Annotated in this window: 19 protein-coding genes; 9 read left to right on the top strand and 10 right to left on the bottom strand. The window is 69.2% G+C overall.

The window, feature by feature from the left end; translation table 11 throughout:
- Positions 1 to 6: 6 nt before the first annotated feature.
- From AC1RVY_RS01430 to mltG, 3 genes are all read right to left on the bottom strand, one after another.
- Positions 7 to 1,029, bottom strand: a complete 1,023-nt coding sequence (locus AC1RVY_RS01430) for a DNA polymerase III delta subunit-related protein (RefSeq protein WP_492245354.1) — start codon at positions 1,027 to 1,029, stop codon at positions 7 to 9.
- Positions 1,026 to 1,703: a dTMP kinase gene (tmk, locus tag AC1RVY_RS01425; RefSeq protein ID WP_218294802.1), complete on the bottom strand. Its 678-nt coding sequence runs from the start codon at positions 1,701 to 1,703 to the stop codon at positions 1,026 to 1,028. The genes AC1RVY_RS01430 and tmk overlap by 4 nt, the downstream gene beginning before the upstream one ends.
- Before the next feature lie 74 nt (positions 1,704 to 1,777).
- Complete coding sequence (gene mltG / locus AC1RVY_RS01420) at positions 1,778 to 2,761, bottom strand: endolytic transglycosylase MltG (RefSeq protein WP_370627848.1); 984 nt, start codon at positions 2,759 to 2,761, stop codon at positions 1,778 to 1,780.
- A 45-nt stretch (positions 2,762 to 2,806) separates the two neighbouring features.
- Between mltG and ygfZ the strand changes: the two genes are divergently transcribed.
- Positions 2,807 to 3,715 (top strand): CAF17-like 4Fe-4S cluster assembly/insertion protein YgfZ, encoded by a 909-nt coding sequence (gene ygfZ, locus AC1RVY_RS01415; RefSeq protein ID WP_369642615.1) that lies wholly within the window; start codon positions 2,807 to 2,809, stop codon positions 3,713 to 3,715.
- 152 nt (positions 3,716 to 3,867) lie between these two features.
- Here the strand turns inward: ygfZ and AC1RVY_RS01410 are convergent, their stop codons facing one another.
- From AC1RVY_RS01410 to AC1RVY_RS01400, 3 genes are all read right to left on the bottom strand, one after another.
- The gene (locus AC1RVY_RS01410) at positions 3,868 to 4,725 is read right to left on the bottom strand and encodes a YbgC/FadM family acyl-CoA thioesterase (RefSeq protein ID WP_492804984.1); all 858 of its coding nucleotides are present in this window, start codon (positions 4,723 to 4,725) and stop codon (positions 3,868 to 3,870) included.
- 8 nt (positions 4,726 to 4,733) lie between these two features.
- Positions 4,734 to 5,660 (bottom strand): alpha/beta hydrolase, encoded by a 927-nt coding sequence (locus tag AC1RVY_RS01405; RefSeq protein ID WP_492255386.1) that lies wholly within the window; start codon positions 5,658 to 5,660, stop codon positions 4,734 to 4,736.
- Positions 5,661 to 5,773: 113 nt separating this feature from the next.
- Positions 5,774 to 6,652 carry a 2-keto-4-pentenoate hydratase gene (locus AC1RVY_RS01400; protein WP_369642617.1) on the bottom strand — a complete coding sequence of 293 codons (879 nt, stop codon included), beginning with the start codon at positions 6,650 to 6,652 and terminating at the stop codon, positions 5,774 to 5,776.
- Positions 6,653 to 6,711: 59 nt separating this feature from the next.
- Between AC1RVY_RS01400 and gbd the strand changes: the two genes are divergently transcribed.
- Positions 6,712 to 7,848: a 4-hydroxybutyrate dehydrogenase gene (gene gbd / locus AC1RVY_RS01395; protein WP_218294796.1), complete on the top strand. Its 1,137-nt coding sequence runs from the start codon at positions 6,712 to 6,714 to the stop codon at positions 7,846 to 7,848.
- A gap of 260 nt (positions 7,849 to 8,108) precedes the next feature.
- The gene (locus AC1RVY_RS01390; protein WP_492804983.1) at positions 8,109 to 10,940 is read left to right on the top strand and encodes an EAL domain-containing protein; all 2,832 of its coding nucleotides are present in this window, start codon (positions 8,109 to 8,111) and stop codon (positions 10,938 to 10,940) included.
- A 7-nt stretch (positions 10,941 to 10,947) separates the two neighbouring features.
- Here AC1RVY_RS01390 and AC1RVY_RS01385 read toward each other — a convergent pair whose 3' ends face one another.
- From AC1RVY_RS01385 to AC1RVY_RS01375, 3 genes are all read right to left on the bottom strand, one after another.
- Positions 10,948 to 12,147 carry a patatin-like phospholipase family protein gene (locus AC1RVY_RS01385; RefSeq protein WP_492804981.1) on the bottom strand — a complete coding sequence of 400 codons (1,200 nt, stop codon included), beginning with the start codon at positions 12,145 to 12,147 and terminating at the stop codon, positions 10,948 to 10,950.
- 88 nt (positions 12,148 to 12,235) lie between these two features.
- Positions 12,236 to 13,063, bottom strand: a complete 828-nt coding sequence (locus AC1RVY_RS01380) for an HDOD domain-containing protein (RefSeq protein WP_218294793.1) — start codon at positions 13,061 to 13,063, stop codon at positions 12,236 to 12,238.
- Positions 13,064 to 13,123: 60 nt separating this feature from the next.
- Positions 13,124 to 15,493, bottom strand: coding sequence for a Tex family protein (locus tag AC1RVY_RS01375; protein ID WP_492804979.1), 2,370 nt, complete (start codon positions 15,491 to 15,493; stop codon positions 13,124 to 13,126).
- Positions 15,494 to 15,898: 405 nt separating this feature from the next.
- Between AC1RVY_RS01375 and AC1RVY_RS01370 the strand changes: the two genes are divergently transcribed.
- The 6 genes from AC1RVY_RS01370 to AC1RVY_RS01345 all read left to right on the top strand — a co-directional run bounded on the left by AC1RVY_RS01370 (position 15,899) and on the right by AC1RVY_RS01345 (position 21,576).
- Positions 15,899 to 17,623, top strand: coding sequence for an IPTL-CTERM sorting domain-containing protein (locus AC1RVY_RS01370; protein ID WP_492804978.1), 1,725 nt, complete (start codon positions 15,899 to 15,901; stop codon positions 17,621 to 17,623).
- Between the two features lie 285 nt (positions 17,624 to 17,908).
- Positions 17,909 to 18,319, top strand: a complete 411-nt coding sequence (locus tag AC1RVY_RS01365) for a hypothetical protein (RefSeq protein WP_218294790.1) — start codon at positions 17,909 to 17,911, stop codon at positions 18,317 to 18,319.
- A gap of 57 nt (positions 18,320 to 18,376) precedes the next feature.
- Positions 18,377 to 19,486 (top strand): DUF72 domain-containing protein, encoded by a 1,110-nt coding sequence (locus AC1RVY_RS01360; protein WP_492804977.1) that lies wholly within the window; start codon positions 18,377 to 18,379, stop codon positions 19,484 to 19,486.
- 95 nt (positions 19,487 to 19,581) lie between these two features.
- The gene (locus AC1RVY_RS01355; protein ID WP_492804975.1) at positions 19,582 to 19,866 is read left to right on the top strand and encodes a hypothetical protein; all 285 of its coding nucleotides are present in this window, start codon (positions 19,582 to 19,584) and stop codon (positions 19,864 to 19,866) included.
- Positions 19,867 to 19,875: 9 nt separating this feature from the next.
- On the top strand, positions 19,876 to 20,643 hold the full coding sequence (locus AC1RVY_RS01350; RefSeq protein ID WP_492804973.1) for a histidine phosphatase family protein: 768 nt from the start codon (positions 19,876 to 19,878) through the stop codon (positions 20,641 to 20,643).
- A 9-nt stretch (positions 20,644 to 20,652) separates the two neighbouring features.
- Positions 20,653 to 21,576, top strand: coding sequence for an NAD(P)H-hydrate dehydratase (locus AC1RVY_RS01345; protein ID WP_492804971.1), 924 nt, complete (start codon positions 20,653 to 20,655; stop codon positions 21,574 to 21,576).
- A 96-nt stretch (positions 21,577 to 21,672) separates the two neighbouring features.
- Here the strand turns inward: AC1RVY_RS01345 and AC1RVY_RS01340 are convergent, their stop codons facing one another.
- On the bottom strand, positions 21,673 to 22,890 hold the full coding sequence (locus AC1RVY_RS01340; protein WP_218294786.1) for a multidrug effflux MFS transporter: 1,218 nt from the start codon (positions 22,888 to 22,890) through the stop codon (positions 21,673 to 21,675).
- Positions 22,891 to 22,974 lie beyond the last annotated feature (84 nt).

Genomic DNA, 22,974 nt, shown 5'->3' with positions numbered 1-22,974 from the left:
TACGGCTCAGTGCTTGGAGTGTAGGGTGTTTCGCGCCTGGGCGACAAGCGCCTCCAGCATGAGGCCGGCATTGAAAGGATGGTCCGCCGTGCGTGCGGCCTTGGCCAGCGCGCGCGACCAGCGTGTCAGCGCGCCCAGCGGCGGCAGCGCCTTCGGGAGGTCCGCCGCCGCGAAGTAGCGCGGAGCGGCGCCCACGCTCGCCGCCAGCAGGTCATGGCAGAGCTTTTGCAGCGCATCGATGGCCTGCGCAGGCGCCCAGTCCCCGAGCGCGGTCACATCCCCCTTGGCGACGGCCTGGGGCAGCGCGGACCAGGCCTGCGGACTGCGCCCCGACTGGGCCAGCGCCAGCGCATCGTCGGGCCGCCCGCCGGCAGCGCGCAGGAACGCCGTCGCGGCGGCGCCGGCAACGCCCTGCCCTTGCAGCCACTGCAGCATCTGGTCCTCGGCGGGCCAGACCATCGTGTGGCCCAGGCAGCGGCTGCGGATGGTGGGCAGCAACTGGTGCGCGGCCTCGCTGGCCAGGACGAAGCGCACATCCCCCGGCGGCTCCTCCAGGGTCTTGAGCAAGGCATTGGCCGTGATGTGGTTCATCTGCTCGGCGGGATACACCAGCACGGCCTTGCCCCGGCCACGGGCCGAGGTGCGCTGCGAGAACTCCACCGCGTCGCGCATCGCTTCCACGCGGATCTCGCGGCTGGGCTTGCGCTTCTTGTCGTCGATGTCCGCCTGGGCCTTCTCCGACAGGGGCCAGCCCAGCGCCATCATCTGCACCTCGGGCATCAGCACGCACAGGTCGGCATGGGTGCGCACGTTGACCGCATGGCAGCTGCCGCACTGGCCGCAGGCACCCTGCGCGGTCGGTGCATCGCACAGCCAGGCGCGCACCAGCTCCATGCCCAGCGCGTACTGACCCATGCCCGACGGGCCCTGCAGCAGCCAGGCATGCCCGCGCTGGGCCAGCAGGCTGGCACGCTGCGCGGCGATCCAGGGCGCGAGGGCCGTCGCAGGGGCGTTGGCGGGCTCGCTCATGCCGCTCCTCCCTGGGTGGCCACCATGATGGCCAGCCAGCCCTTGCGCACAAAGACGCTGGTGAGCTGCTGCCACACACGGTGGCGGTCCTGCGCGGCGTCCAGCCGTGCAAACCGCTGGGGTGCGGCGGCCGCGCGGTCGGCATAGCCCTGGGCCACCCGGCGGAAGAACTCGGCGGGCTGGGCCTCGAAACGGTCGGGCACGCGGGCGCCGGCCAGGCGCTGGGCAGCCACTTCCGGCGCCAGGTCGAACCACACGGTCAGATCGGGCTCACGCATCAGATCGGCCTCTGGCGAAAGACCCGTCTGCGCAAGCCGCTCCAATATCGATAGCACGCCAAGATCGAAGCCCCGGCCGGCCCCCTGGTAGGCGAAGGTGGCATCGGTGAAACGGTCGCACAGCACCACGTCGCCACGCGCGAGGGCGGGCTCGATCACATTGCGCAGGTGGTCCCGGCGCGCGGCGAAGATGAGCAGCGATTCGGTGAGCGGGTCCATCGGGTCGTTGAGAACCATCTCGCGCAGTTTTTCGGCCAGCGGCGTGCCACCGGGCTCGCGGCTCACGGTGACCGCGCGGCCCTGCGCACGGAAAGCCGCCGCCAGGCCCTCGATGTGCGAGGACTTGCCCGCGCCGTCGATGCCTTCAAAGGTGATGAAAAGACCGGGTCGTGACATGAAAGCCTTGGGTTGAATCTGCAGGGGCGCATGGCTCGGGGCGCCGCGGCCGCCCGCGCACCAGGCCGCATGCGCTACTGGCCGCGCTGGTAGCGGTTGACCGCACGGTTGTGCTCTTCCAGCGAGGCACTGAAATGGCTGGTGCCGTCGCCCTTGGCCACGAAGTACAGCGCACGCGTGGGCTCGGGCTGCACCGCCGCGAGCAGGGCGGCCTTGCCGGGCATGGCGATGGGCGTGGGAGGCAGGCCGGCCCGGGTGTAGGTGTTCCACGGCGTGTCGGCCAGCAAATCGCGCCGGCGCAGGTTGCCGTCGAACCGCTCGCCCAGGCCGTAGATGACGGTGGGGTCGGTCTGCAGCAGCATCCCGGCGCGCAGGCGGTTGGCAAAAACCCCGGCAATCTGGGCGCGGTCGCCCGGACGGCCGGTTTCCTTCTCGACGATGCTGGCCAGTATCAATGCTTCATCGGCCGACTTGAGCGGCGTGTCGGCCGCGCGCTGGGCCCAGGCGGCCTCCAGGCGGCGGTCCATGGCGTGCAGCGCCCGGCGCAGCAGGGCGATGTCGCTGGAGCCCTTGGCATAGGCGTAGGTGTCCGGAAAGAACCGCCCCTCGGGAGGCACGCCCGGGCGGCCCAGCTGGGCCATCAGCGCCTCGTCGCTCAGGTTCGCCGCGTCGGGCTTGAGCTGGTCTTCCCTGGCGAGGGCCTGGCGCACCTGGCGCCAGTTCCAGCCCTCCACCAGGGTCAGCGCGCGCAGGGTTTCCTCGCCGCGCACCAGTTTCTGCAGCAGGCCCCGCGGGGTGGTTCCGGGCGGGATTTCATAGTTGCCGGCCTTGATGGCGCGGTCCTGGCCCGAGAAGCGGAACCATGCGTAGAGCATGCGCGCATCGACCCGCGCCCCTGCCGCCACCACGTCGCGCGCAATGCCCCGCGGCGTGGTGCCGGGCTCGATGGCCAGCTCCAGGGGTTCGCTGCCCGTCACCAACGGCTGGTGCAGCCACCAGAAGGCCGCACCGCCCGAGGCGATCAGAACCAACGCAATCAAAGCCAATAGACGTCGCACAACCCTGATGAATGTGTGTGTAGAACCGGGCATCATAATTCAGCGATGACTACCCCCTTGAACGGCATAGCCCCCCTGTCCCACCTGGGCGTGATTCGCGTGGAAGGCGAAGACGCCGCAAAGTTCCTGCACGGCCAGCTCACCCAGGATTTCGCCCTGCTGGGCATGGACCAGGCCCGCCTGGCAGCGTTCCTGTCCGCCAAGGGCCGCATGCAGGCCACCTTCATCGGCTTCAAGCGCAGCGCCAGCGAGATCCTGCTGGTCTGCAGCCGCGACCTGCTGCCGCCCACGCTCAAGCGCCTGTCGATGTTCGTGCTGCGCTCCAAGGCCAGGCTGACCGACGCCACCGCCGACTTCGCCCTGTACGGCCTGGCGGGCGATGTGGTGCCCGGCGGCGGCCAGCCCGCCTGGACCAAGGCCGACGTGGGTGCCGCCTCGGTGGTCCACCTGTATCCCGCCGACGGCCGGCCGCGCGCGCTCTGGGTGGCCCCCGCGGCAGAACCCGCGCCCGCCGGTCCCGCGATGGAACCCGCCCTGTGGCTCTGGAGCGAAGTGCGCAGCGGCGTGGCAACGCTGACCACCCCGGTTGTCGAGGCCTTCGTGCCCCAGATGCTCAACTACGAGTCCGTGGGCGGCGTGAACTTCAAGAAGGGCTGCTACCCCGGGCAGGAGGTGGTGGCGCGCAGCCAGTTCCGGGGCACGCTCAAGCGCCGCACCTACATTGCCCACGCCCCAGCCGATGTGGCGGTGGGGGCCGAAGTGTTCGCCGTGCCGGACCTGGAACAGCCTTGCGGCACCGTCGTGCAGGCCGCCCCGGCACCCGGTGGCGGCACCGACGCCCTCGTGTCGCTGCAGATCGCCGCGGCGCAGGGTGGTGCCCTGCAGGTGGGCAACGTGCAGGGCGTGCCGCTGGCGCTGGCGCCCCTGCCGTACGAGCTGCTCGCGGACATCTGACGCCCGCGGGCAGGACCGGGCCGCTGCGGGATCAGGCCACGCCGCTATGCATTCAGGAGCATCCCGCGCTTGATGCAGGGCGGATCCAGATACGAATCCCCCCAGGGCCGTTTGCAGGAAAGCGCGAGGCGCTTTCTTTTTGATAGCAGAATCTACCAGCGCCGCGCCATGGCGATGTGGGCGATGCCCGCCTCTTCCCAGGGCTCGCCCACCACGGCGAACCCCGCGCGGCGGTAGAAGCCTTCCGCGCTGCGCTGGGCGTGCAGGCGCACCTCGCCGTCGCCACGGGCCCGCGCGGCGGCCACCAAGGCTTCCAGCAATTGCTGGCCCCACTGCGCGCCGCGCACGGAGCGGTCCACCGCCATGCGCCCGATGCGGCCCACGCCGGCCGCCTCCTGCAGCAGCCGCCCCGTGGCCACGGGCATGCCCAGGCAGTTGTAGAGCACGGCGTGGCGCGCGCTGGCGTCCAGGGCATCGGCCTCGATGTCCGCGGGAATGCCCTGCTCGCGCACGAAGACCGCGGTGCGCAGGCGCCCGGCATCGCGGCCCAGCGTGTTCCAGTCGCCGGTCTTGACCTCGGCCATCGCGGCGCCGGCCTCGAAGCCCTCGAAGATGGAGCGCAGGCTGTCAGGCACCGGGCGCGAAGTCTGCGTGGCCGGGTCGGCGAACACATAGACCAGCTCGCCCGAGACGAGCAGCTGGTCGCCGCTGAAGATGCCCGCCTGGAACAGGCTGGACGAATTGCCCACCCTGGCGCAGCGCAGGCCCACGTCCAGCGTGTCGTCCAGACGCGCCGACGCATGGTATTCCAGCGTGGCCTTCTTCACGTACATCTCGCCGTCCAGGGCCAGCATGCCCGCTTCATACGGCAGCGCCAGCGCCCGCCAGTAGTCGGACATCGCCGTGTCGATGTACATGAGGTAGTGTGCGTTGAACACGATTTTTTGCATGTCCACCTCGGCCCAGCGCACGCGCAGGCGGTGAAAACAGCGGAAGTCACTGCGTTGCATGGATAGATTCACTCCGTGGTTTGAAAGAACGCCTGGCGCAGCGCCCGGGCCGCATCGGCATGGGCGGTGCGCGCCTCGGGAATGGCACGGCCCATCTTGATGAATTCATGGGTCACCCCGCGGTAGATCTCCAGGTCCACGCGCACGCCCGCGAGCCGCAGCTTGTCCGCATAGTCCACGCCCTCGTCCACCAGCGGGTCGCATTCGGCCAGGCCGATCCAGGCGGGGGCCACGCCGTCCACGTCGGGGGCGTGCAGCGGGGCGAAGCGCCAGTCCTCGCGCTCGGCGCGGCTGCGCACATAGTTGCCAAAGAACCAGCTGATGGCAGGCTCTTCCAGCACCAGGCCGCGCGCGAACGTGGCATGCGAGGGCGTGTCCTGGTGGGCCGCGCAGCCCGGGTAGAACAGCAGCTGCAGCGCCAGCGGCAGGCCCGCGTCGCGCGCCAGGATGGCGTTCACGGCGGCCAGTGTTCCGCCCGCGCTGTCTCCGCCCACGGCCATGCGCGCCGGGTCGGCGCCCAGTTCGCGGGCGTGGGCAGCAAGCCATGCGAGCGCATCCCAGGCATCGTTGCTCGCGGTGGGAAACCGGTGCTCGGGCGCGAGCCGGTAGTCGAGCGACACCACCATGCAGCGGCCCAGGCGCGCCAGCTCGCGGCACAGGATGTCGTGCGTGGCGATGCTGCCGATGGTGAAGCCGCCGCCGTGGGTGTACAACAGCACTGGCAGGCCCGCTTCCGTGGTCGGTGCGTACAGCCGCGCGGGCAGCGCATGGCCGTCGCGCGCGGGGATGTGCAGGTCCTCCACCCGCGCCAGGGCCGCCTTGGGCACCTCCAGCACATCGGCGCCCGCCTGGTAGGCCGTGCGTGCGTCCTGGGGCGAGCGGGTGTGCAGCGGGGGGTGCCCCGCGCGCGCCATGCGCTCAAGCACGCTGCGCATCTGGGGGGTCAGGCGGGTGTGGTGGATGTGCAGGTCGGCCAACGGTCAGGATCTCGGCAACAGGAGGAAGGCCGCGCAGGCGGGCAGCCCGCGGGTCGATTGTTTGTTTGTTGTTACTTGAAGGTCACGCGCACGGGCGCGGCGCCCGGCAGGCCGTCGTAGGTCGCTGTCACCGCCAGGCCCGCCTTGGGCGGCAGCAGCGGCGAGAACGAACCCAGGCTGATCAGGTCGCCCGGCTGCATCGCCAGCCCCTCCTGCGCGAGGGCGCCCGCGAGCCACACCACGGCATTGAGGGGATGGTCCAGGATGTCGCTGCCCTTGCCGCCGCCCAGGCGCGCACCCGCGCCGTCGGCCAGCGACACATTCATGTCGGCCAGGGCCTGCAGCATCGCGAAGCGCTCGGCCCGGTAGGCCGGCACGGGCAGCGGCGCGCCCGCCACGCCCAGCCGCGCACCCACGTTGATGGCCGTCACGCCGGCGCCATTGAGCTTGGGCGGCGCCTGCACCATGAGGTCAGGCAGTTCGATGAAAGGGATGACCTGGTCCACCGCCTCCAGCACCTCCATCGGCGTCCTGGCATGGTTGATGGCGGTGCTCTTCACCCGCACCAGCATGTCGGCTTCGTACAGCGGCCGGGCGCCGAAGGCCGCGTCCACGGTGGCGCCACTGGGCAGGACCATGCCTTCATAGAGCTTGCCCCACACGGGCTTGTCGGTGTTGAAGCGCTTTTGCACCGCGGGATTGGTAAGGCCGGCCTTGTAGCCCACGACCTTGCCCAGACGCTGCGCCAGCAACTGGTTGACCTTGGCGCGGGTGCAGGCGCCATCGGCGTCCGACAGGTCCTCGGGGTTGGCGGCCGGGGTCTTCGCGGTGTAGTGGGCCACCAGCTCGGCGGCCTGGGCATCGGTCAGGCAGCCGGCCTGCGCGGATGTCGCAAACGCGACGAATGCACCGGCCAGTGCGAGCGGAATGAGGGTTTGCTTCGTGGTCATCGGTGCCTCCGGGTTGTAGAGTCTTTGCAGCAATCGTAAACGTAACTTCCACCTTCACCATGGCTTTCATCTACTACGTCACCCAGATCCAGTTCGAGTTCGGCGCGGTCAAGCTGCTGCGACAGGAATGCGAGCGCGTCGGCATCACACGCCCCCTGCTCGTGACGGACCCCGGCGTGAAGGCCGCTGGTGTCCTGCAAAAGGCGCTGGACGCCCTGCCTGGCATGACCGTGGCGGTGTTCGACCAGACGCCCTCCAACCCCACCGAGGCCGCCGTGCGCGCCGCCGTGGCGATCTATCAGGCCGAGGGCTGCGACGGCCTGATCGCCGTGGGCGGCGGCTCGGCCATCGACTGCGCCAAGGGCATCGCGATCGCCGCCACGCACGACGGGCCGCTCACGCACTACGCCACCATCGAAGGCGGCTCGCCCCGCATCACCGAGCGCGCCGCGCCGCTGATCGCGGTGCCCACCACCAGCGGCACCGGCAGCGAGGTGGCGCGCGGCGCCATCATCATCGTGGACGACCACCGCAAGCTCGGGTTCCACTCGTGGAACCTGGTGCCCAAGACCGCCATCTGCGACCCCGAGCTCACGCTGGGCCTGCCGCCCATGCTGACCGCCGCCACGGGCATGGACGCGATCGCCCACTGCATGGAAACCTTCATGTCGGCCGCCTTCAACCCGCCGGCCGACGGCATTGCCCTGGACGGCCTCACGCGTGGCTGGGCCCACATCGAGCCGGCCACGCGCAACGGCAGCGACCGCGAGGCGCGCCTGCACATGATGAGCGCGAGCATGCAGGGCGCCATGGCCTTCCAGAAGGGACTGGGCGCCGTGCACTCGCTCAGCCACAGCCTGGGTGGCGTGAACCCGCGCCTGCACCATGGCACGCTCAACGCCATGTTCCTGCCCGCCGTGGTCCGGTTCAATGCCGGGGCCGAATCGGTGCGCAACGAAAAACGCCTGGAGCGCATGGCCCACGCCATGGGGCTAGGCGCGGCGGGCGACATCCCCGAGGCCATCCGCGACATGAACGCCCGCCTGGGCCTGCCCACGGGCCTTGCCGCCATGGGCGTGACCGAAGGCATGTTCGACGACATCATCAGGGGCGCGCTGGCCGACCATTGCCACAAGACCAACCCCCGCATCGCCACGCCCGAGGAGTACCGCGAGATCCTGAGCCAGTCGCTGTAGGGCCGGCTCCCGTCCCCCCGGCTTTTCACTAGCCCCCCACCGCGCCTGCCCCGCTGGCGCGGCGCGCGGCCAGCGGGCGCGGCCCCCCCTCGCCGCGCCCGCGCGCCCGCAACGCACCCCCAGCCTTCCCCCGGGCGACGCCCGGCGGGATTGCGCTACCCCGGGTGCCGCACACTCCCTGCCCACACGCTAGACTCCGGTCGGTCAACAATTAATTAACAATTCATTACCCTGGGGTTTTGGAGGGAGGGCCACGACCGATGCGCACCGGAAATCTCAGTACCTGGCTCCTGCGGGGCACCTATCCCCGGTTGTACGTTCCGATTGTCCTGATCATCCTGCTGGTCAGCGCCGTGCGCTACCACTACCTGGTGGCCGCGGAAACCGACGAAGTCCGCCGCCATGCCGCCACCGAGCTGCGCCGGGCGGGCGATGCGCTGCTGCCCGGGGTGGCAGCCCTGCCCCCCTCGGAGCACGAAGCCCAGGCCACGCTTTTGCATGAAGGGGTCGCCCGCTTCGGGCCGGGCGTCCAGTCGGTGAAATGGCAGGTGGGCGGCGGGCCCGTCATCGATGTCCAGGCGCCGCCCCTGCGCGCATCGGCCCCGGGATGGTTCGCCGAATGGGTGCGCATCGCGCCGCCCACGCAGCAGTTCGGGCAGGCCGTGCCCGGCGGCCAGACCGGGCGGCTGACGGTGACGCTGCAATCCGCGCCCCTCGTGGGCCAGATCTGGAGCACCGTCGTGGTGCAGCTGCGCATCTCGGCGCTCAATATCTTCACGATCCTGTTCCTGCTCACGCTGCTGCTGCGGGCCAATGCGCGCATGCTGCGGCGGCTGGCCGAAGCCACGGACGCGTTCCGCCACGGCCATCTGGACACGCGCATGGAAGTGACCGGCACGCTCGAATCACGCGCCATGGCGGCCACCTTCAACGACATGGCCGGCAAGGTCCAGTCGCTCGTGCTGTCGCTGCGCGAAACCCAGCACCTGCAAAGCGAGCAGCTGCATTTCACGCGCCAGCTGATCGACGCGCTGCCCCTGCCCGTCTTCGTGCGGGACGCCAATGGCGCCTACCTGGAAGTCAACCGGGCCTGGCAACGGCTCTTTCACACGCCCGCCAGCGCGGGCACGGCCCCCGCATCCCCCCCGGCGTACCCCGAAGAGCTGGCGCCCGCGCGCTCCGCGCAGATCGCGCAGGCGCAGGACAACGAGATCCGCATCCACCCCGCCAACCACCAGCCGCCCCGGGACATGGCCTACTACGAAGCCCCGTTCACCACCACGCGGGGCACACTGGCCGGCACCATCGGCACGCTAGTCGACGTGACCGAACGCAAGCGCGCGCAGGAGGCCCTGCGCGCCGAGAAAGAGCGTGCCGAGGTCACGCTCGCCTCCATCGGCGACGGCGTGATCACCACCGACCTGGCCGGCTGCATCGAGACCATCAACGAAGCCGCGCAGCTCATGACCGGCTTCACGGCGGACCAGGCCCTGGGCCGTCAGCTGGACGACGTGTTCCGGCTGTACCAGGAGCTCGCGAGCCGCAATGCCAGCTCGGCCGCGGAGCGCGAGACCGTGCCGGGCGCCCTCCACCAGGTCGCGCACGAGGTGCTGATCCACCGCTCCGGCGAGCGCTACGCCATCGAGTACACCGCGTCGGCGATCCGCAAGGGCGACGGCACGGCCGTGGGCTGCGTGCTGGTGTTCCGCGACGTGACCGAGACGCGCAACCTGCGCCACCAGATCTCGTGGCATGCCCGCCACGATGCGCTCACAGGCCTGTACAACCGGACGGCGCTGGCCGAGCGCCTCACGCACGCGATCTTCGTCGCCCGGCAGAAAGGCCTGCTGCTGGCCGTGTGCATGCTCGACCTGGACCATTTCCAGGCCGTGAACGACATCCACGGCAACCGTGTGGGCGACCGGCTGCTCAAGGAAACCGCGCGGCGCCTGGGCGCGTTCATCACGCCCCAGGACGCGGTGGCGCGCATGGGGGGCGACGAGTTCGTGCTGCTGCTGGGCGAGCTGCCGGACGTGCCCGCCATCGAGGCCCGCGTGGGCGTGCTCATGCAGCAGCTGGCCGCCCCCTACGCCATCGACGACCGCGTGCTGCACACCACCGTGAGCGTGGGCGTGGCCGTGTTCCCGCAGGACGACGCCAACCCCGACACCCTACTGCGCCACGCCGACCAGGCCATGTGCCAGGCCAAGGGCTTCGGCCGCAACCAGATGCACGTGTTCGACGTGCAGCTGGACCATGCCGTGCAGACGCAGCACACCCGCCAGACGCGCGTTGCCCAGGCCCTGCACGGGGGCGAGCTGGTGCTGCACTACCAGCCCAAGGTGCACCTGCGCACCGGCGAGATCCTGGGGCTGGAGGCCCTGCTGCGCTGGCAGCATCCCGACCACGGCCTGCTGGGCCCGCAGCATGTGCTGCCGCTGATCGAGGACGCAGAGCTGGAGGTGGAACTGGGCGAATGGGTGCTGCGCCAGGCCCTGGCGCAGATGCGGCAATGGACCGATGCCGGCATGCAGTGGGAGGTGAGCGTGAACATCTCCGCGCCGCACTTCCACCGGCCCAACTTCGTTGAGCGGCTCAAGGACATCCTGCACACCTGCCCGGAGGTCTCGCCCACCCGCCTGGAACTGGAAATCCTGGAATCCGCGGCCCTGCAGGACATGCAGTACATGCGCCAGATGATGCAGAACTGCCAGCTGCTGGGCGTGCGCTTCGCCCTGGACGACTTCGGCACCGGTTTCTCCTCGCTGTCCTACCTCAAGCGCCTGCCGGCCGAGACCATCAAGATCGACCAGTCGTTCGTGCGCGGCATCCTGGAAGACGGCGACGACCTCACACTCGTGGGAGCCATCGTCGCGCTCGCCACGGCCTTTCAGCGGCACGTGGTCGCGGAAGGGGTGGAGACCGCCGAGCAGGCCGCACGGCTGCTGGAGCTGGGCTGCGAGCGTGCCCAGGGCTTTGGCATCGCCCGGCCCATGCCCGCGCACGAGGTACTGACCTGGGCACGGCAACACACGGCCCGCCACGCTGCCCGGGCCGTGCAGGATGCGGCACGGCGGCCTGCAGCGACCTGAGCGGCCCCTACAGCGGGTGCACGGCGTTCATGTCCGGCCGCGCCAGCCACGCCTGCCACTCATCCACCAGCTGCTGGCTGGCCCGCGTGGCCGCCAGCCAGGCCTTGGCGCGCGCGGCGCTGTCGGCGCCGTAGTGCGTGAAGTCGTTGCGGTCGGGCAGCTTGGCGTTGGGCAAGCTGCGCACCCAGTCGGGGCTGGGCGACAGCACCACCATGTTGTCCAGCGCAGGCGTGGAGCGGTGGCGCCACTTGAGTCCCTTGTCCAGCCAGCCGGGCACCACGCGGTGCTGGAAATGCGGGTACAGCACCAGGCCAGGCGAGCCCACGGAGGCGAAATTCAAGTCTTTTTGGCCGCCAGCGCTGGATGGATAAGCGCCACAAGCTATCAATTCAATAGCATCCTGTTTCTGCCGGCCGTAGGCCAGGTGCAGGTGGTAATCGGTGATGCCCCCGTCCCAATACGCCCCACGAGGTGCACCCGGAATGTTGTGCACCGCCTGCAGCACAAACGGGATCGAGCAGCTGGCCTGCAGCGCCTGCATGAAGTTGCCGTTGCTGAGCAGCACCTGCCGCGTGCGGTAGTCCGACGTGCCAAAGGGCAATGCAGCACACGCAGCCCCCGCCCCCTCGGCGGAGGTACTGGACGCATCGGACGAGGAGAACACCACCCGTTCCAGCCACGCCCCCATCGCCTTGCGGTGCACCGTGTTCGTCAGAAAGGCGCCCAGATAGCCCAGCGGCGTGGCCACGCGGTGCTCGCGGCCCAGCAGGTGCCGCCCACGCGAGGTGACGATGTGCAGGCGGTAGCGCGGGTGGTTCAGCACCTCGTCGATACGCCCGCCATAGAACGCCCGCAGGTTCTGGCCAAACCGCTCGCTCACGTGGGCCGCCGACGGGCGCTTCTTGCCGGGCGGCAGGTCGTAGTCCTGGTGGATGTAGTCGTGCTCCAGCCGCTCGAAGGCCGCCACCGGCTGCTGCAGGCAGGCCGTGGCCATACGCCAGGCGCCGATCGACGCGCCCACCAGGTCCACCGGCTGGCGCGACTGGGCCAGCCATTCGCCGAAGATGAAGCGGTCCAGGGGGCCCAGGATGAGCCCCTTGGGGCCACCGGCCGCCGCGGGGATCACGCCCACGTCGCCCGGCCGCAGGCCGTGGTTTTCAAGGTGCTGCCGGGCGCGGGGGCCGGCATGGATGCGCAGGGCTTTCATGGACGGCATTGTCGCAAAGCACCGCGTCCCGGCGTGTCGCGCAAGGTGCCCGGGCCGGGCGCAAGCACCCCGGTTCGCAAACCCGCTGTCAGACCACGTAGTCGGCGGCCTCGGGCCGGGCCGTCCAGTCGATGGGGTCCTGCTGCAGCACCATGTCGATGTCCAGCCCCAGGGTCAGGCCGACCTCGCCGGGGAACGATACGGCCATCTCCTTCTCGCCCAGCTCCGCCTCGCGGGCCCGCGCGCGCCAGGAGGCCAGGTGGATCACTCCCGCAAGGGGCTCGTAGGCGTTGTTGTCGAACGGCACGCTCTGGTGCTGCAGCGCATCGACCACCACCTCGGGAAGCTGCCAGCGGCGCGCCAGCCCGGCCGTCACATGGCCATAGCAGTAGCCGAAGATGCGCTGCTCGATCTTGCCGCGCCGCAGATCGAATGGCGCCACCAGCGTGTTGACCGACTGCGCCTTTTCCGGGTCGGCCAGGTGAATGACCAGCTCGCCCAGCGCGTGCAGCAAGCCCGCGGTGTATGCGGCGATCTGGTCCTGCTGCGCGATACCCGCCAGCGACCGCGCCAGCTTGGCCGTGTTGAGGCTGTAGCGCCAGAACTGCTGCATGTTCACTCCGGGCACCGAGCGGGAGGTGGTGCCCAGCGGTGCCGAATTGACCAGCGAGCGCACCTGGGCCGTGCCCAGCAGCGCCAGGGCCTCCGGGATGCCCGCGATCTGGCGCGGCAACTGGAAGGTGGGGGAATTGGCCAGCTCCAGCAGCCGCCCGGCCAGCGCCGGGTCCGTGCCAAAGAGCTGGTTCAGGCGCCGCAGGCTGGGCTCTTCATGGGCCAGTTCGCTCATCAGCAGCGCCACCGCACGCGGAAGGCTGGGCAGAGCCACTGGTTGTGCCAGCAATGCGTTCAACTCCATGAGGTCAGGCGCCAGAGTTTCGATTGCTGGCGATTATGGCCCCCATCACCCCCCAATCCGTCAACGGCCCTTCGCCTGTTGCAACTTGGCGAATGCCGACGCCATGGCCGACTGCTGCGCGGGCTCGGGGGCACGGCGCTGCGGCTGCGCGTAGCCCCGGCCAGCGCCCTCGAACCGGTTGTCGCGGGGCGCGCCCCGCTCCCCGCCCTGGCGCGGCGGCGCGGCATCGAGCTTCATCGACAGGCCGATGCGCTTGCGCTCCACATCCACCTCCATGACCTTGACCTTCACGATGTCGCCGGTCTTGACCACCTCGCGCGCGTCGTTCACGAACTTGTGCGCCAGCTGGCTCACGTGCACCAGGCCGTCCTGGTGCACCCCCAGGTCGATGAAGGCGCCGAACTGGGCCACGTTGCTCACCGTGCCCTCCAGGACCATGCCTTCCTTGAGGTCCTTGATGTCCTCCACGCCGTCGTTGAAGCGCGCCACCTTGAAGTCCGGGCGCGGGTCGCGGCCGGGCTTTTCCAGTTCGGACAGGATGTCCTTGACGGTGATCACACCAAATTTCTCGTTGGCGAACAGCTCGGGCTTCAGGGTCTTGAGCATGTCGGCGCGGCCCATGATCTCGGCCACGGGCTTGCCGGTCTTTTCCATGATCTGCTCGACCACCGGGTAGGTCTCGGGGTGCACCCCCGTCATGTCCAGCGGGTTGTCACCACCACGAATGCGCAGGAAGCCCGCGCTCTGCTCAAAGGTCTTGGCGCCCAGGCCGGCCACGTCCATGAGCTGCTTGCGGCTCTTGAACGCGCCGTTGGCCTCGCGCCAGCGCACCACCGCCTTGGCCACGCTGGCCGACAGGCCCGAAACGCGGCTGAGCAAGGGCACGCTGGCCGTGTTCAGGTCCACGCCCACGGAGTTCACGCAGTCCTCGACCACGGTGCCCAGGGTACGGGCCAGCTCGCTCTGGTTCACGTCGTGCTGGTACTGGCCCACGCCGATGCTCTTGGGATCGATCTTCACCAGTTCGGCCAGCGGGTCCTGCAGGCGGCGGGCGATGGAGGCGGCACCGCGCAGGCTCACGTCCACGTCGGGCATTTCCTGCGACGCGTATTCGCTGGCGGAATAGACGGATGCACCGGCTTCGCTCACCACCACCTTTTCAATCACACGGTCCACCTTGGCCGCCAGCTTGATGAGGTCGGCCGCCAGCTTGTCGGTCTCGCGGCTGGCCGTGCCGTTGCCGATGGCGATCAGGTTCACGCCGTGCTTCTCGGCCAGCTTGGCCAGGGTGTGCAAAGAACCTTCCCAGTCGCGGCGCGGCTCGTGCGGGAACACGGTGGCGGTCTCGACCAGCTTGCCCGTGGCATCGACCACGGCCACCTTCACGCCGGTGCGGATGCCGGGGTCCAGCCCCATCACCACGCGCGGGCCTGCAGGCGCCGCCAGCAGCAGGTCGCGCAGGTTGTCGGCAAACACCTTGATGGCGACCTTCTCGGCGTCGTCCCGCAGGCGGGCGAACAGATCGCGCTCGGTCGAGAGGCTCAGTTTCACGCGCCATGTCCAGGCCACGCTCTTGCGGATCAGGTCGTCGGCCGGGCGGCCTGCATGGCTCCAGCCCAGGTGCAGGGCGATCTTGCCTTCGGCCAGGCTGGGCTTGCCGGGCTCGGGCTCCACGGGCAGCACCAGCTTGGCTTCCAGGATCTCCAGCCCCCGGCCACGGAACACGGCCAGCGCGCGGTGCGACGGCACGCGGCCAATGGGTTCGTCGTATTCGAAATAGTCGCGAAACTTGGAGACCTCGGGGTCGTTCTCGTTCTTGCCCTCCACCTTCTTGCTGCGCAGCAGGCCCTCGGCCCAGAGCCATTCGCGCAGGTTCTGCACCAGCACGGCGTCTTCGGCCCAGCGTTCGGACAGGATGTCGCGCACACCGTCCAGCACGGCCGGCACGGTCGAGAAATCGGCGCCCGTCTTGCCGTCGTCCAGCACTTCGGGCGGCCGCGTGAAGGCCGCGGCCTCGGTCGCCGGGTCCAGCGTGGGGTCGGCAAACAGCTTGTCCGCCAGCGGCTCGATGCCGAACTCGCGGGCCATCTGGCCCTTGGTGCGGCGCTTTTGCTTGAAGGGCAGGTAGAGGTCTTCCAGCTCCTGCTTGGTGGGCGCCTGTGCAATGGCCAGGCGCAGGGCATCGGTCAGCTTGCCCTGCTCGTCGATGCTCTTGAGCACGGCGGCGCGGCGGTCTTCCAGTTCGCGCAGGTACGACAGGCGCGCTTCGAGTTCGCGCAGCTGGATGTCGTCCAGCCCGCCGGTCACTTCCTTTCGGTAGCGCGCGATGAACGGCACCGTGGCGCCGCCATCGAGCAGCTCCACCGCTGCGCGCACCTGGGATTCACTGACTTTGATTTCTGCGGCCAACTGCCGGACGATCTGCTGCATGGGTGGGCGAACTCTCTGAGACTCAATCAAACAAAACGCGAAGCGCGCGAGTTTGCCACAGGGACTTTGGCTGACAGGCGCCAGCAAACTTCTCCGGGCCACCAGGCGCCCCGCGCGTTACCGGAGGGCCCACGTCCCCCACCCCACAGCGCACGGAAACGTGAAAACAATGCACCGAGAATTCTGTGAGCACACTCGACCCGCGCCCCTGCTCCCGAAGGGGATGAAGGCTGCATTTGCTCCTGTCGCTATGTGGCTGGCATACCGTGTGACCGGGAGGCGGTGCCGTCCTACAGGGAAGATTTGAGAAAGTTCCGTTAAATCCTGTTCGCCAGCGAAAAATTAGGCAACAATTGTCAATTGGTAACAAACAGCAACCACGCCGAAGGCGTTTTCGGAGGCACTATGGGATTTCAATACCTGGTACGGGCATTTCTGGATCTCCTGCACCGACGCTTCAGCGCGGTTGCATTCATCTTGCTGTGCGTGGCTGCCCCGCAGGCCTCCGCGCTGATCATCGGAGAGTTCCGGGTCCGCGGCCCCAACGGTGCCAACGATGAATTCATCAAGCTCTACAACGAAACCGCCTCGCCGCTGACAGTGGCGGGCGGCGGCACGGGCTTTGCCGTCGCGGCCTCGGATGGCGTGGCACGCTGCGTTGTTCCCAACGGCACGGTGATTCCTGGCTTTGGCTACTACCTGTGCGTGAATAGTGTCGGCTACTCGCTGGCCGCCTATCCAGCGGGCAATGGCACCACGGCCACCGGCGACGCCACGTACACCACCGACATTCCCGACAATGCAGGTATCGCGCTGTTCAACACCAGCGTCGCTGTGGACTTCACCCTGCCAAACCGCCTTGACGCCGTGGGCTCCACGTCGGAAGCCAATACGCTGTACAAGGAAGGCGCAGGCTACCCGGCCCTCACGCCGTTCTCCATCGACTACGCCTTCACCCGCGACATTTGCGGAAAGCAAGGCTCCATCACCAGCTTTACAGCGTGCCTGAACACGGGCGTGGCGATCGACACCAACAACAACGCAGTCGATTTCATCTTTGTCGACACCAATGGCACCTCGGCCGGCGCCGGCCAGCGGCTGGGCGCACCGTCCCCTGCAAACTTGAGCAGCCCCATACTCGGCACCATTGCAAGCCCAGCTCTTCTGGACCCTTGCGTCGCACCGAGCTCACCGCCCAACGTGGTCCGGGACTTCACCAGTGATCCGGCCAACAACTCCACCTTCGGTACGCTGGACGTCCGCCGCACGCTGACCAACACCAGTGGCAGCAACCTCACGCGGCTGCGCTTCAAGATCATTGACCTTACGACCTTCCCTGCACCCTCTGGCATCGCGGACCTGCGCCCCCGCACGTCCACTGCCGTTGTGGTCACAGTGGACCGCGCACCTTGCGGATCGGGCACCAGCAACGTCACGGTGCAAGGAACCACGCTGGAGCAGCCACCTTCCCAACCGAACGGCGGTGGCTTCAACTCGACGCTGTCGTCGGGCACAGTAACCCTTGGCACTCCGTTGGCCCCGGGTGCAACCCTGGATCTGCGCTTCCTTTTGGGTATCCAGCAAACGGGTGCCTACAAGCTGGGCGTTGTCATCGAAGGCCTGCCAGAAGGCGGCACCGTCTTTGAGATAGCAGGCTGCACGGACGCCGCCTGCCTTCCGAACGTGCAATCCATTGTGCGGGCCGATCCCGACCCCACCACGGCGGCAGCTGTGAACTACACCGTGACGTTCAACCAGGCTGTGACCGGGGTGGACGCGTCGGATTTCGTGTTGACATCGACCGGAGGCATCGCAGGCGCCTCGGTGACTGGCGTCAGCGGTTCAGGAGCCGTCTACACCGTCACTGTGAATACAGGCACCGGCAGTGGCACGATCAGATTGGATGTCGTGGACAACGATTCCATCATGGGTCCAGCGCCCGCAAGCTTCACCCTTGGTGGTCCGGGTGCTGGCAATGGAAATTTCACTACGGGCGAGCTCTACACTTTGACCCGAGGTGCCGTCGTGGCCAGCAACATCCCCACCCTGAGCGAGTACGGAATGATGCTGCTGGGCCTGGCTCTGATGGCCTATGTGTGGCTGCAGCGCAAGCGGGGCAACCTTCGCTGACCCGGGTCTCTCTCACGAGAGGCTGATGCATCGACATTGAACAGACCGGCGCGCCCTCGAGGCGCGCCGGTCGTTTCTGGCAACGGTGCGCAAGCGCTGGAGCTGTAGCGTCCCCCGGGCGCGCAGGCGCGGCAGGGCACGGCCATCACCGAAAGCGGACACCGGCAAAGGGCGAGGCTCCACCCGGTGCGGGCACAGCAACGGCCCGAAGAAGTACCACGCCGCGAACGCCCGCACCGCCGCTCTTAGAATGTGCCGGGCCACCAAGCCACCCCAAGCACACGCATGGACGCCGCCCCTCTTGCCTTCCCCATCCGCACCGAATGCCCTCCCGGCACCTGCGTGTGCGGCCGGGATGCACTGCTGGAGGCGCCGGGCGGCGATGTCCGCATCCTGCGCCTCACGCGCAACGAGGAAAAAAAACTGCTTGAGCGGCTGGAAAACCTCACCAGCCTGAGCGACCTGCGCCGCCTGCTGGGCCGCATGGAAGACCAGCTGGGCGTGCGCCTTTCCATCACCCCCAGCCCCCATGAGGTGCGCAGCCTGCGGGGCATTGCGATCCTGGTGCTGGAGCAGCCCGGCCTGTGTCGCAAGACCCGCCAGGCGATTCCCGCCGCGATCCGCAAGAGCATGGACCAGCACCCGGAAATCACCTACGAACTGCTGAACGAAGGTGGACTGTTCGCGGGCCTGTGACCTCCTCTGCGGCACCCCATTCCGGCTCGCGCCCGCCACACCATCCGCGTCCCTCACATGCAAGACGACCTTTTCGGCGGCCCGCCGGTGCCGCCCCCTCCCACCGACAAGGCCGCCGCCGCTGGCTTCGCGGCCGATGCAGATGAGCCCGCGGCGGCCAGGCCGCGCCGCACCGGGGTGCATCCGGCCCCCGGGCACGATGGTCTGCGCGCCCTGGCCGCCGCCCTCCCCCGCCAACTGCGGCTGGGCACGTCGTCATGGACATACCCCGGATGGAAGGGACTGGTGTGGGAAGGCGAGCATTCCGAGTCCATGCTCTCCAAGCAGGGGCTGGCCGTCTACGCCCAGCACCCGCTGCTGCGCACGGTGAGCATCGACCGCAGCTTCTACCGGCCGCTCACGGTGAGCCAGTACGAGCGCTATGCCTCGCAGGTGCCCGATGACTTCCGCTTCGTGGTGAAAGCGCCCAGCCTGGTGACCGACGCCCTCGTGCGCAGCGAGGACGGGCGGGGGCGCCAGCCCAATCCGGCTTTCCTCAGCCCCGAACTCGCCCTCAGTGAATTCGTGGAACCCGCGCTGCAAGGGCTGGGGCACAAGCTGGGGGCGCTGGTGTTCCAGATCAGCCCCCTGCCCCTGGCGCAGCTGGACCGCATGCACGAGCTGCTGGAGCGCCTGCGCGCCATGCTGTGCGCGCAGCCTGCGTTGCACCCCACCGCGCCGGACGGCGTGATGGCCGTGGAGGTGCGCGATCCCCAATGGCTCACCCCGCGCTTCGCGGCGGTGCTGCGCGAGGCCGGGGCCACCTACTGCCTGGGCCTGCACGCAAAGATGCCGCCGCTGCAGGAACAGCTGCCCATGCTGCGCGCGCTCTGGCCCGGTCCGCTGGTGTGCCGCTGGAATCTCCACCCCATCCACGGCCCCTATGGCTATGAAGACGCGGAAAAGAACTATGCGCCCTATGACCGGCTCCACCACCCCGACCCTGGCACGCGTGCCGCGCTGGCGAGCCTGATCGCGGGCGTCACCGGGCGGGGGCACAACGCCTTCGTGGCCATCAGCAACCATGCGGAAGGCTGCGCGCCGCGCACCGTGCAGGCGCTGGCCGAATGCGTGGCGGCGCAGCTTGGAGGCCCGGCGCCCGCCGCAGCGCCCGGCCCCGTGGTGTAGGACGCGGAGCACCCGCGCCAAAACCGTGCGCTGACACCGGGCGGCCTTACCCTGCGCGACGATGGCGGCATGCTGTCAACGTCAGGGCCCGTCACATGAACCTTCTTCAAAAACTCCGCGGCGTGCGCCAATGGGACGCCGAACGTACCGGTTTTCCGGGCGAGCACTGGCTGGTGCTGGGTGCGGGCCTGCTGGTGCTGCGCGGCGCCAGCCGCAGCCGTGGCCTGGTGCGCCGAGCAGCGGGCCGGGCCCTGGGCAGCGCCCTCATCGCGCGCGCCGCATCGGGGCGCGACGGGGTGGCCGGCAAGCTGGCACGGGCGGCGGAAAAGGCCCCGGCAGCTGGCGCCGTGAGCAGGGCCCGCCTTCGCGCCCCTCGGTAGCCCGAGGCCATGGAAACACGCTGGCCCGCGCGGCTATGGGTGGTGCGGCATGGACAAAGCGCCGGCAACGTGGCGCGCGACGCGGCCGAGGCGGCGGGGCTTCAGACCATCGACCTCTCATGGCGGGACATCGATGTGCCGCTGTCGGACCTGGGAACCGCGCAATCGGTGGCGCTGGGGGAATGGTTTGGACGCCAGCCCGTGGATGGGCAGCCGCAGGTCATCCTGTGCTCGCCCTACGTGCGCGCGCTGCAGACCGCCCGCCTGGTGGCGCAACACAGCCGTCTGGAGCATGTCACCCTGCGGCTGGACGAGCGGCTGCGGGAAAAGGAGTTCGGCATCCTGGACCGGCTTACCAAGTTCGGCATCCAGCAGCAGCACGCCCAGCTGCATGAGCAACGCACCCACGTGGGCAAGTTCTACTTCAGGCCGCCCGGCGGTGAAAGCTGGTGCGACGTGATCCTGCGGCTGCGCAGCCTGCAGGAGATGGTCACGCGCGAATACGGGGGGCAGCGGGTGCTGGTGGTCGCGCACCAGGTCATCGTCAACTGCATGCGCTACCTCATCGAGCAGATGGACGAGCAGCAGATCCTGGAGATCGACCGCCAGGGCGACGTGCCCAACTGCGCGGTGACGATCTACCGCGCCCATGGGGCGCACGAGGGGCGCACCGACGAGGCCATGCAGTTGATCCAGGCCAACTTCCTTGCCCCGCTGCGCGACGCGCGGACACCGGTGACGCGGGAGCCCGACGCCGCCACCGCCCCCAAGCCCTGACGGCACGCCATGCCCCGCAACCCTACCTGGCCCCGGCCCAGAGCCCTGACCGAGGCACTGCTTCGGCGCTGGCCCCTGCCCCATCCCGGCGACGATGCGGACAAGGAAGCGCGCGGGCACGTGCTGGTGGTCGCGGGCAGCCATGAAATGCCCGGCGCGGCGCTGCTGGCGGCCATCGCCGCGCTGCGTGCGGGGGCCGGCAAACTCACCGTGGCCGCGCCGGAGCGCGTGGCGCAGGGCCTGGCACTGGCCATCCCCGAGGCGCGCGTGATGGGGCTTGCCGAGACGCGGGCCGGGGGTTTTGCCGCGCGCGACTGTGACCGGCTCGGGCCCCTGTCCGACCAGGTGAGCGCCGTGGTGCTGGGCCCCGGCATGCTGGATGAAGCCCGCAGCGTGGCCTTCGTGCGCACGATGCTGCCGCTGTTTCGCCGCAGCACGGTGGTGCTGGACGCCTACGCCATGTCGGCCGCAGTCGGCGCGGCGTTCGACCAGCCCGTCGTCATGACGCCCCACGCCGGGGAGATGGCCCACCTGACCGGTGCATCCAAGGACGCCGTGCTGGCCGACCCGCTGGCCGCCGCCCGGGCGGGCGCGCAACGCTGGGGCGCCTGCGTGGCGCTCAAGGGCAGCACCACCTGCATCGCGCAGCCCGACGGCTGTTCGTTGCGGTTTGCGGGCGGTACCCCGGGGCTGGCCACGTCGGGCTCGGGCGATACGCTGGCGGGCCTCATCGGCGGCCTGGCCGCGCGCGGCACGCCGCCGCTGCATGCCACGGCCTGGGGCGTGCTCCTGCATGCACGCGCGGGCAGCGCGCTGGCGCGGGACCAGGGCACGCTGGGCTACCTGGCGCGCGAACTGTCGGCGCAGGTGCCTGCGCTGATCCATGCCCTGGGCCCGCGCGCCACCCCACGGCGCCATGCCGGGCCGAAGTGATCCACAGGGCTCGCCCGCATCACGCGGTTTGAACGAAAAAGGCCGCCTGCGCTGGATGCACAAGCGCAGAAAGCTATCAATTCAATAGCAATCGGACTACGGCGCGTTGCCCTTGGCCAGCGGCCGTGCCGCGCGCTCGCCGCCCAGCGTGACCCAGGTCAGCACCAGGCCCAGGAGCGCGCCGCTGGCCATGCCCACCACCATGGGCAGCGGCTTGCCATTGGCGAACACACCGACCACGCCCATGGCGGCAGCGCCGATCAGCATCTGCAGCGTGCCCAGCAGCGCCGAGGCGGTGCCCGCGATGGCGCCGTGCTCCTCCAGGGCGAGCACCGAGGTGGTGGGAATCACCAGCCCCATCAGGCCGCTGGCGACGAAATACAGGCCCAGCAGCACTTCCAGCCGGTCGCCGCCAGCCAGGTAGTAAGCCAGCATCGCCACCATCACGGCGCCTGCACCGGTGACCGCCACCTTGACGGTGGGCACCAGTCCAAAGCGGCGCCCCAGCCGAGCGGTGAACTGCGCGGCGGCAAAGAATGCGGCGGCATTCACCGAGAACGCCAGGCTGTACTGCACGGGCGTGAGGCCGTAGTGGTTGATCAGCACGAAGGGCGAGCCCGCCAGGTAGACAAAGAACCCCGCCATCGAGCAGCCCCCGATGAACACGAGGCCGAGGTAGTGCCCGTCGCGCAGGAGGAGCCAGTAGCCCGAGAGCGCGCCCGCCAGGCTGCTTTCGAGGCGCTCGGCTGCCGGCCGCGTTTCGCGCAGCCCCCGGGATACCAGCAGGAGGCCGGCGACCGCCGCCACCGCCACGGCCCAGAACACCCCGCGCCACCCCGTCAGCGCAATGACGCCACTGCCCGCCAACGGCGCCAGCAGCGGGGAAATGCTGAACACCAGCATCAGCAGCGACATGAGGCGCGCGGCCTCGGTGCCGGTGTGCAGGTCGCGCACCACGGCGCGGGGAATCGCCATGCCGGCAGCGGCGCCCAGCCCCTGCACGAAACGCAGGACCACCAGGGTCTGGATGTCGGTGGCGAGCGCACAGCCCACGCTCGCCAGCGTGAAGAGCAGCAGACCCACGTACAGCGGCGGCTTGCGGCCCACCATGTCCGACACCGGACCATAGAACAGCTGGCCAACGCCCAGCGAAATGAAGAACGCCGTCAGGCTCCACTGCACGGCGCCCACCTCCGCGCCCAGGCTCGCGCCGATCTCGGGCAGCGCCGGCAGGTACATGTCGATGGCAAAGGGGCCGATGGCCGACAGCAGGCCCAGGATCAGGGCCATCTTGAAGAAACGGGAAGCATGCATAGTAGGCCATTGTCACCAGTTTGGTGCAAGCCTGCGGGTTAACCCTGCAAAAACCCGCAACAGCGGGGCCGCCCCCCGGTTGCG

The organism is Acidovorax sp. GW821-FHT11A03 (assembly GCF_058809075.1).
This window is presented reverse-complemented; position numbering and strand designations above follow the sequence as displayed.

Coding starts and splice junctions, on each gene's coding strand:
- AC1RVY_RS01430 (WP_492245354.1), bottom strand. CDS start 1,029: ATGAGCGAGCCCGCCAACGCCCCTGCGACGGCCCTCGCGCCCTGGATC.
- tmk (WP_218294802.1), bottom strand. CDS start 1,703: ATGTCACGACCCGGTCTTTTCATCACCTTTGAAGGCATCGACGGCGCG.
- ygfZ (WP_369642615.1), top strand. CDS start 2,807: ATGACTACCCCCTTGAACGGCATAGCCCCCCTGTCCCACCTGGGCGTG.
- AC1RVY_RS01410 (WP_492804984.1), bottom strand. CDS start 4,725: ATGCAACGCAGTGACTTCCGCTGTTTTCACCGCCTGCGCGTGCGCTGG.
- AC1RVY_RS01405 (WP_492255386.1), bottom strand. CDS start 5,660: ATGCGCAGCGTGCTTGAGCGCATGGCGCGCGCGGGGCACCCCCCGCTG.
- AC1RVY_RS01400 (WP_369642617.1), bottom strand. CDS start 6,652: ATGACCACGAAGCAAACCCTCATTCCGCTCGCACTGGCCGGTGCATTC.
- gbd (WP_218294796.1), top strand. CDS start 6,712: ATGGCTTTCATCTACTACGTCACCCAGATCCAGTTCGAGTTCGGCGCG.
- AC1RVY_RS01390 (WP_492804983.1), top strand. CDS start 8,109: ATGCGCACCGGAAATCTCAGTACCTGGCTCCTGCGGGGCACCTATCCC.
- AC1RVY_RS01385 (WP_492804981.1), bottom strand. CDS start 12,147: ATGAAAGCCCTGCGCATCCATGCCGGCCCCCGCGCCCGGCAGCACCTT.
- AC1RVY_RS01380 (WP_218294793.1), bottom strand. CDS start 13,063: ATGGAGTTGAACGCATTGCTGGCACAACCAGTGGCTCTGCCCAGCCTT.
- AC1RVY_RS01375 (WP_492804979.1), bottom strand. CDS start 15,493: ATGCAGCAGATCGTCCGGCAGTTGGCCGCAGAAATCAAAGTCAGTGAA.
- AC1RVY_RS01370 (WP_492804978.1), top strand. CDS start 15,899: ATGGGATTTCAATACCTGGTACGGGCATTTCTGGATCTCCTGCACCGA.
- AC1RVY_RS01365 (WP_218294790.1), top strand. CDS start 17,909: ATGGACGCCGCCCCTCTTGCCTTCCCCATCCGCACCGAATGCCCTCCC.
- AC1RVY_RS01360 (WP_492804977.1), top strand. CDS start 18,377: ATGCAAGACGACCTTTTCGGCGGCCCGCCGGTGCCGCCCCCTCCCACC.
- AC1RVY_RS01355 (WP_492804975.1), top strand. CDS start 19,582: ATGAACCTTCTTCAAAAACTCCGCGGCGTGCGCCAATGGGACGCCGAA.
- AC1RVY_RS01350 (WP_492804973.1), top strand. CDS start 19,876: ATGGAAACACGCTGGCCCGCGCGGCTATGGGTGGTGCGGCATGGACAA.
- AC1RVY_RS01345 (WP_492804971.1), top strand. CDS start 20,653: ATGCCCCGCAACCCTACCTGGCCCCGGCCCAGAGCCCTGACCGAGGCA.
- AC1RVY_RS01340 (WP_218294786.1), bottom strand. CDS start 22,890: ATGCATGCTTCCCGTTTCTTCAAGATGGCCCTGATCCTGGGCCTGCTG.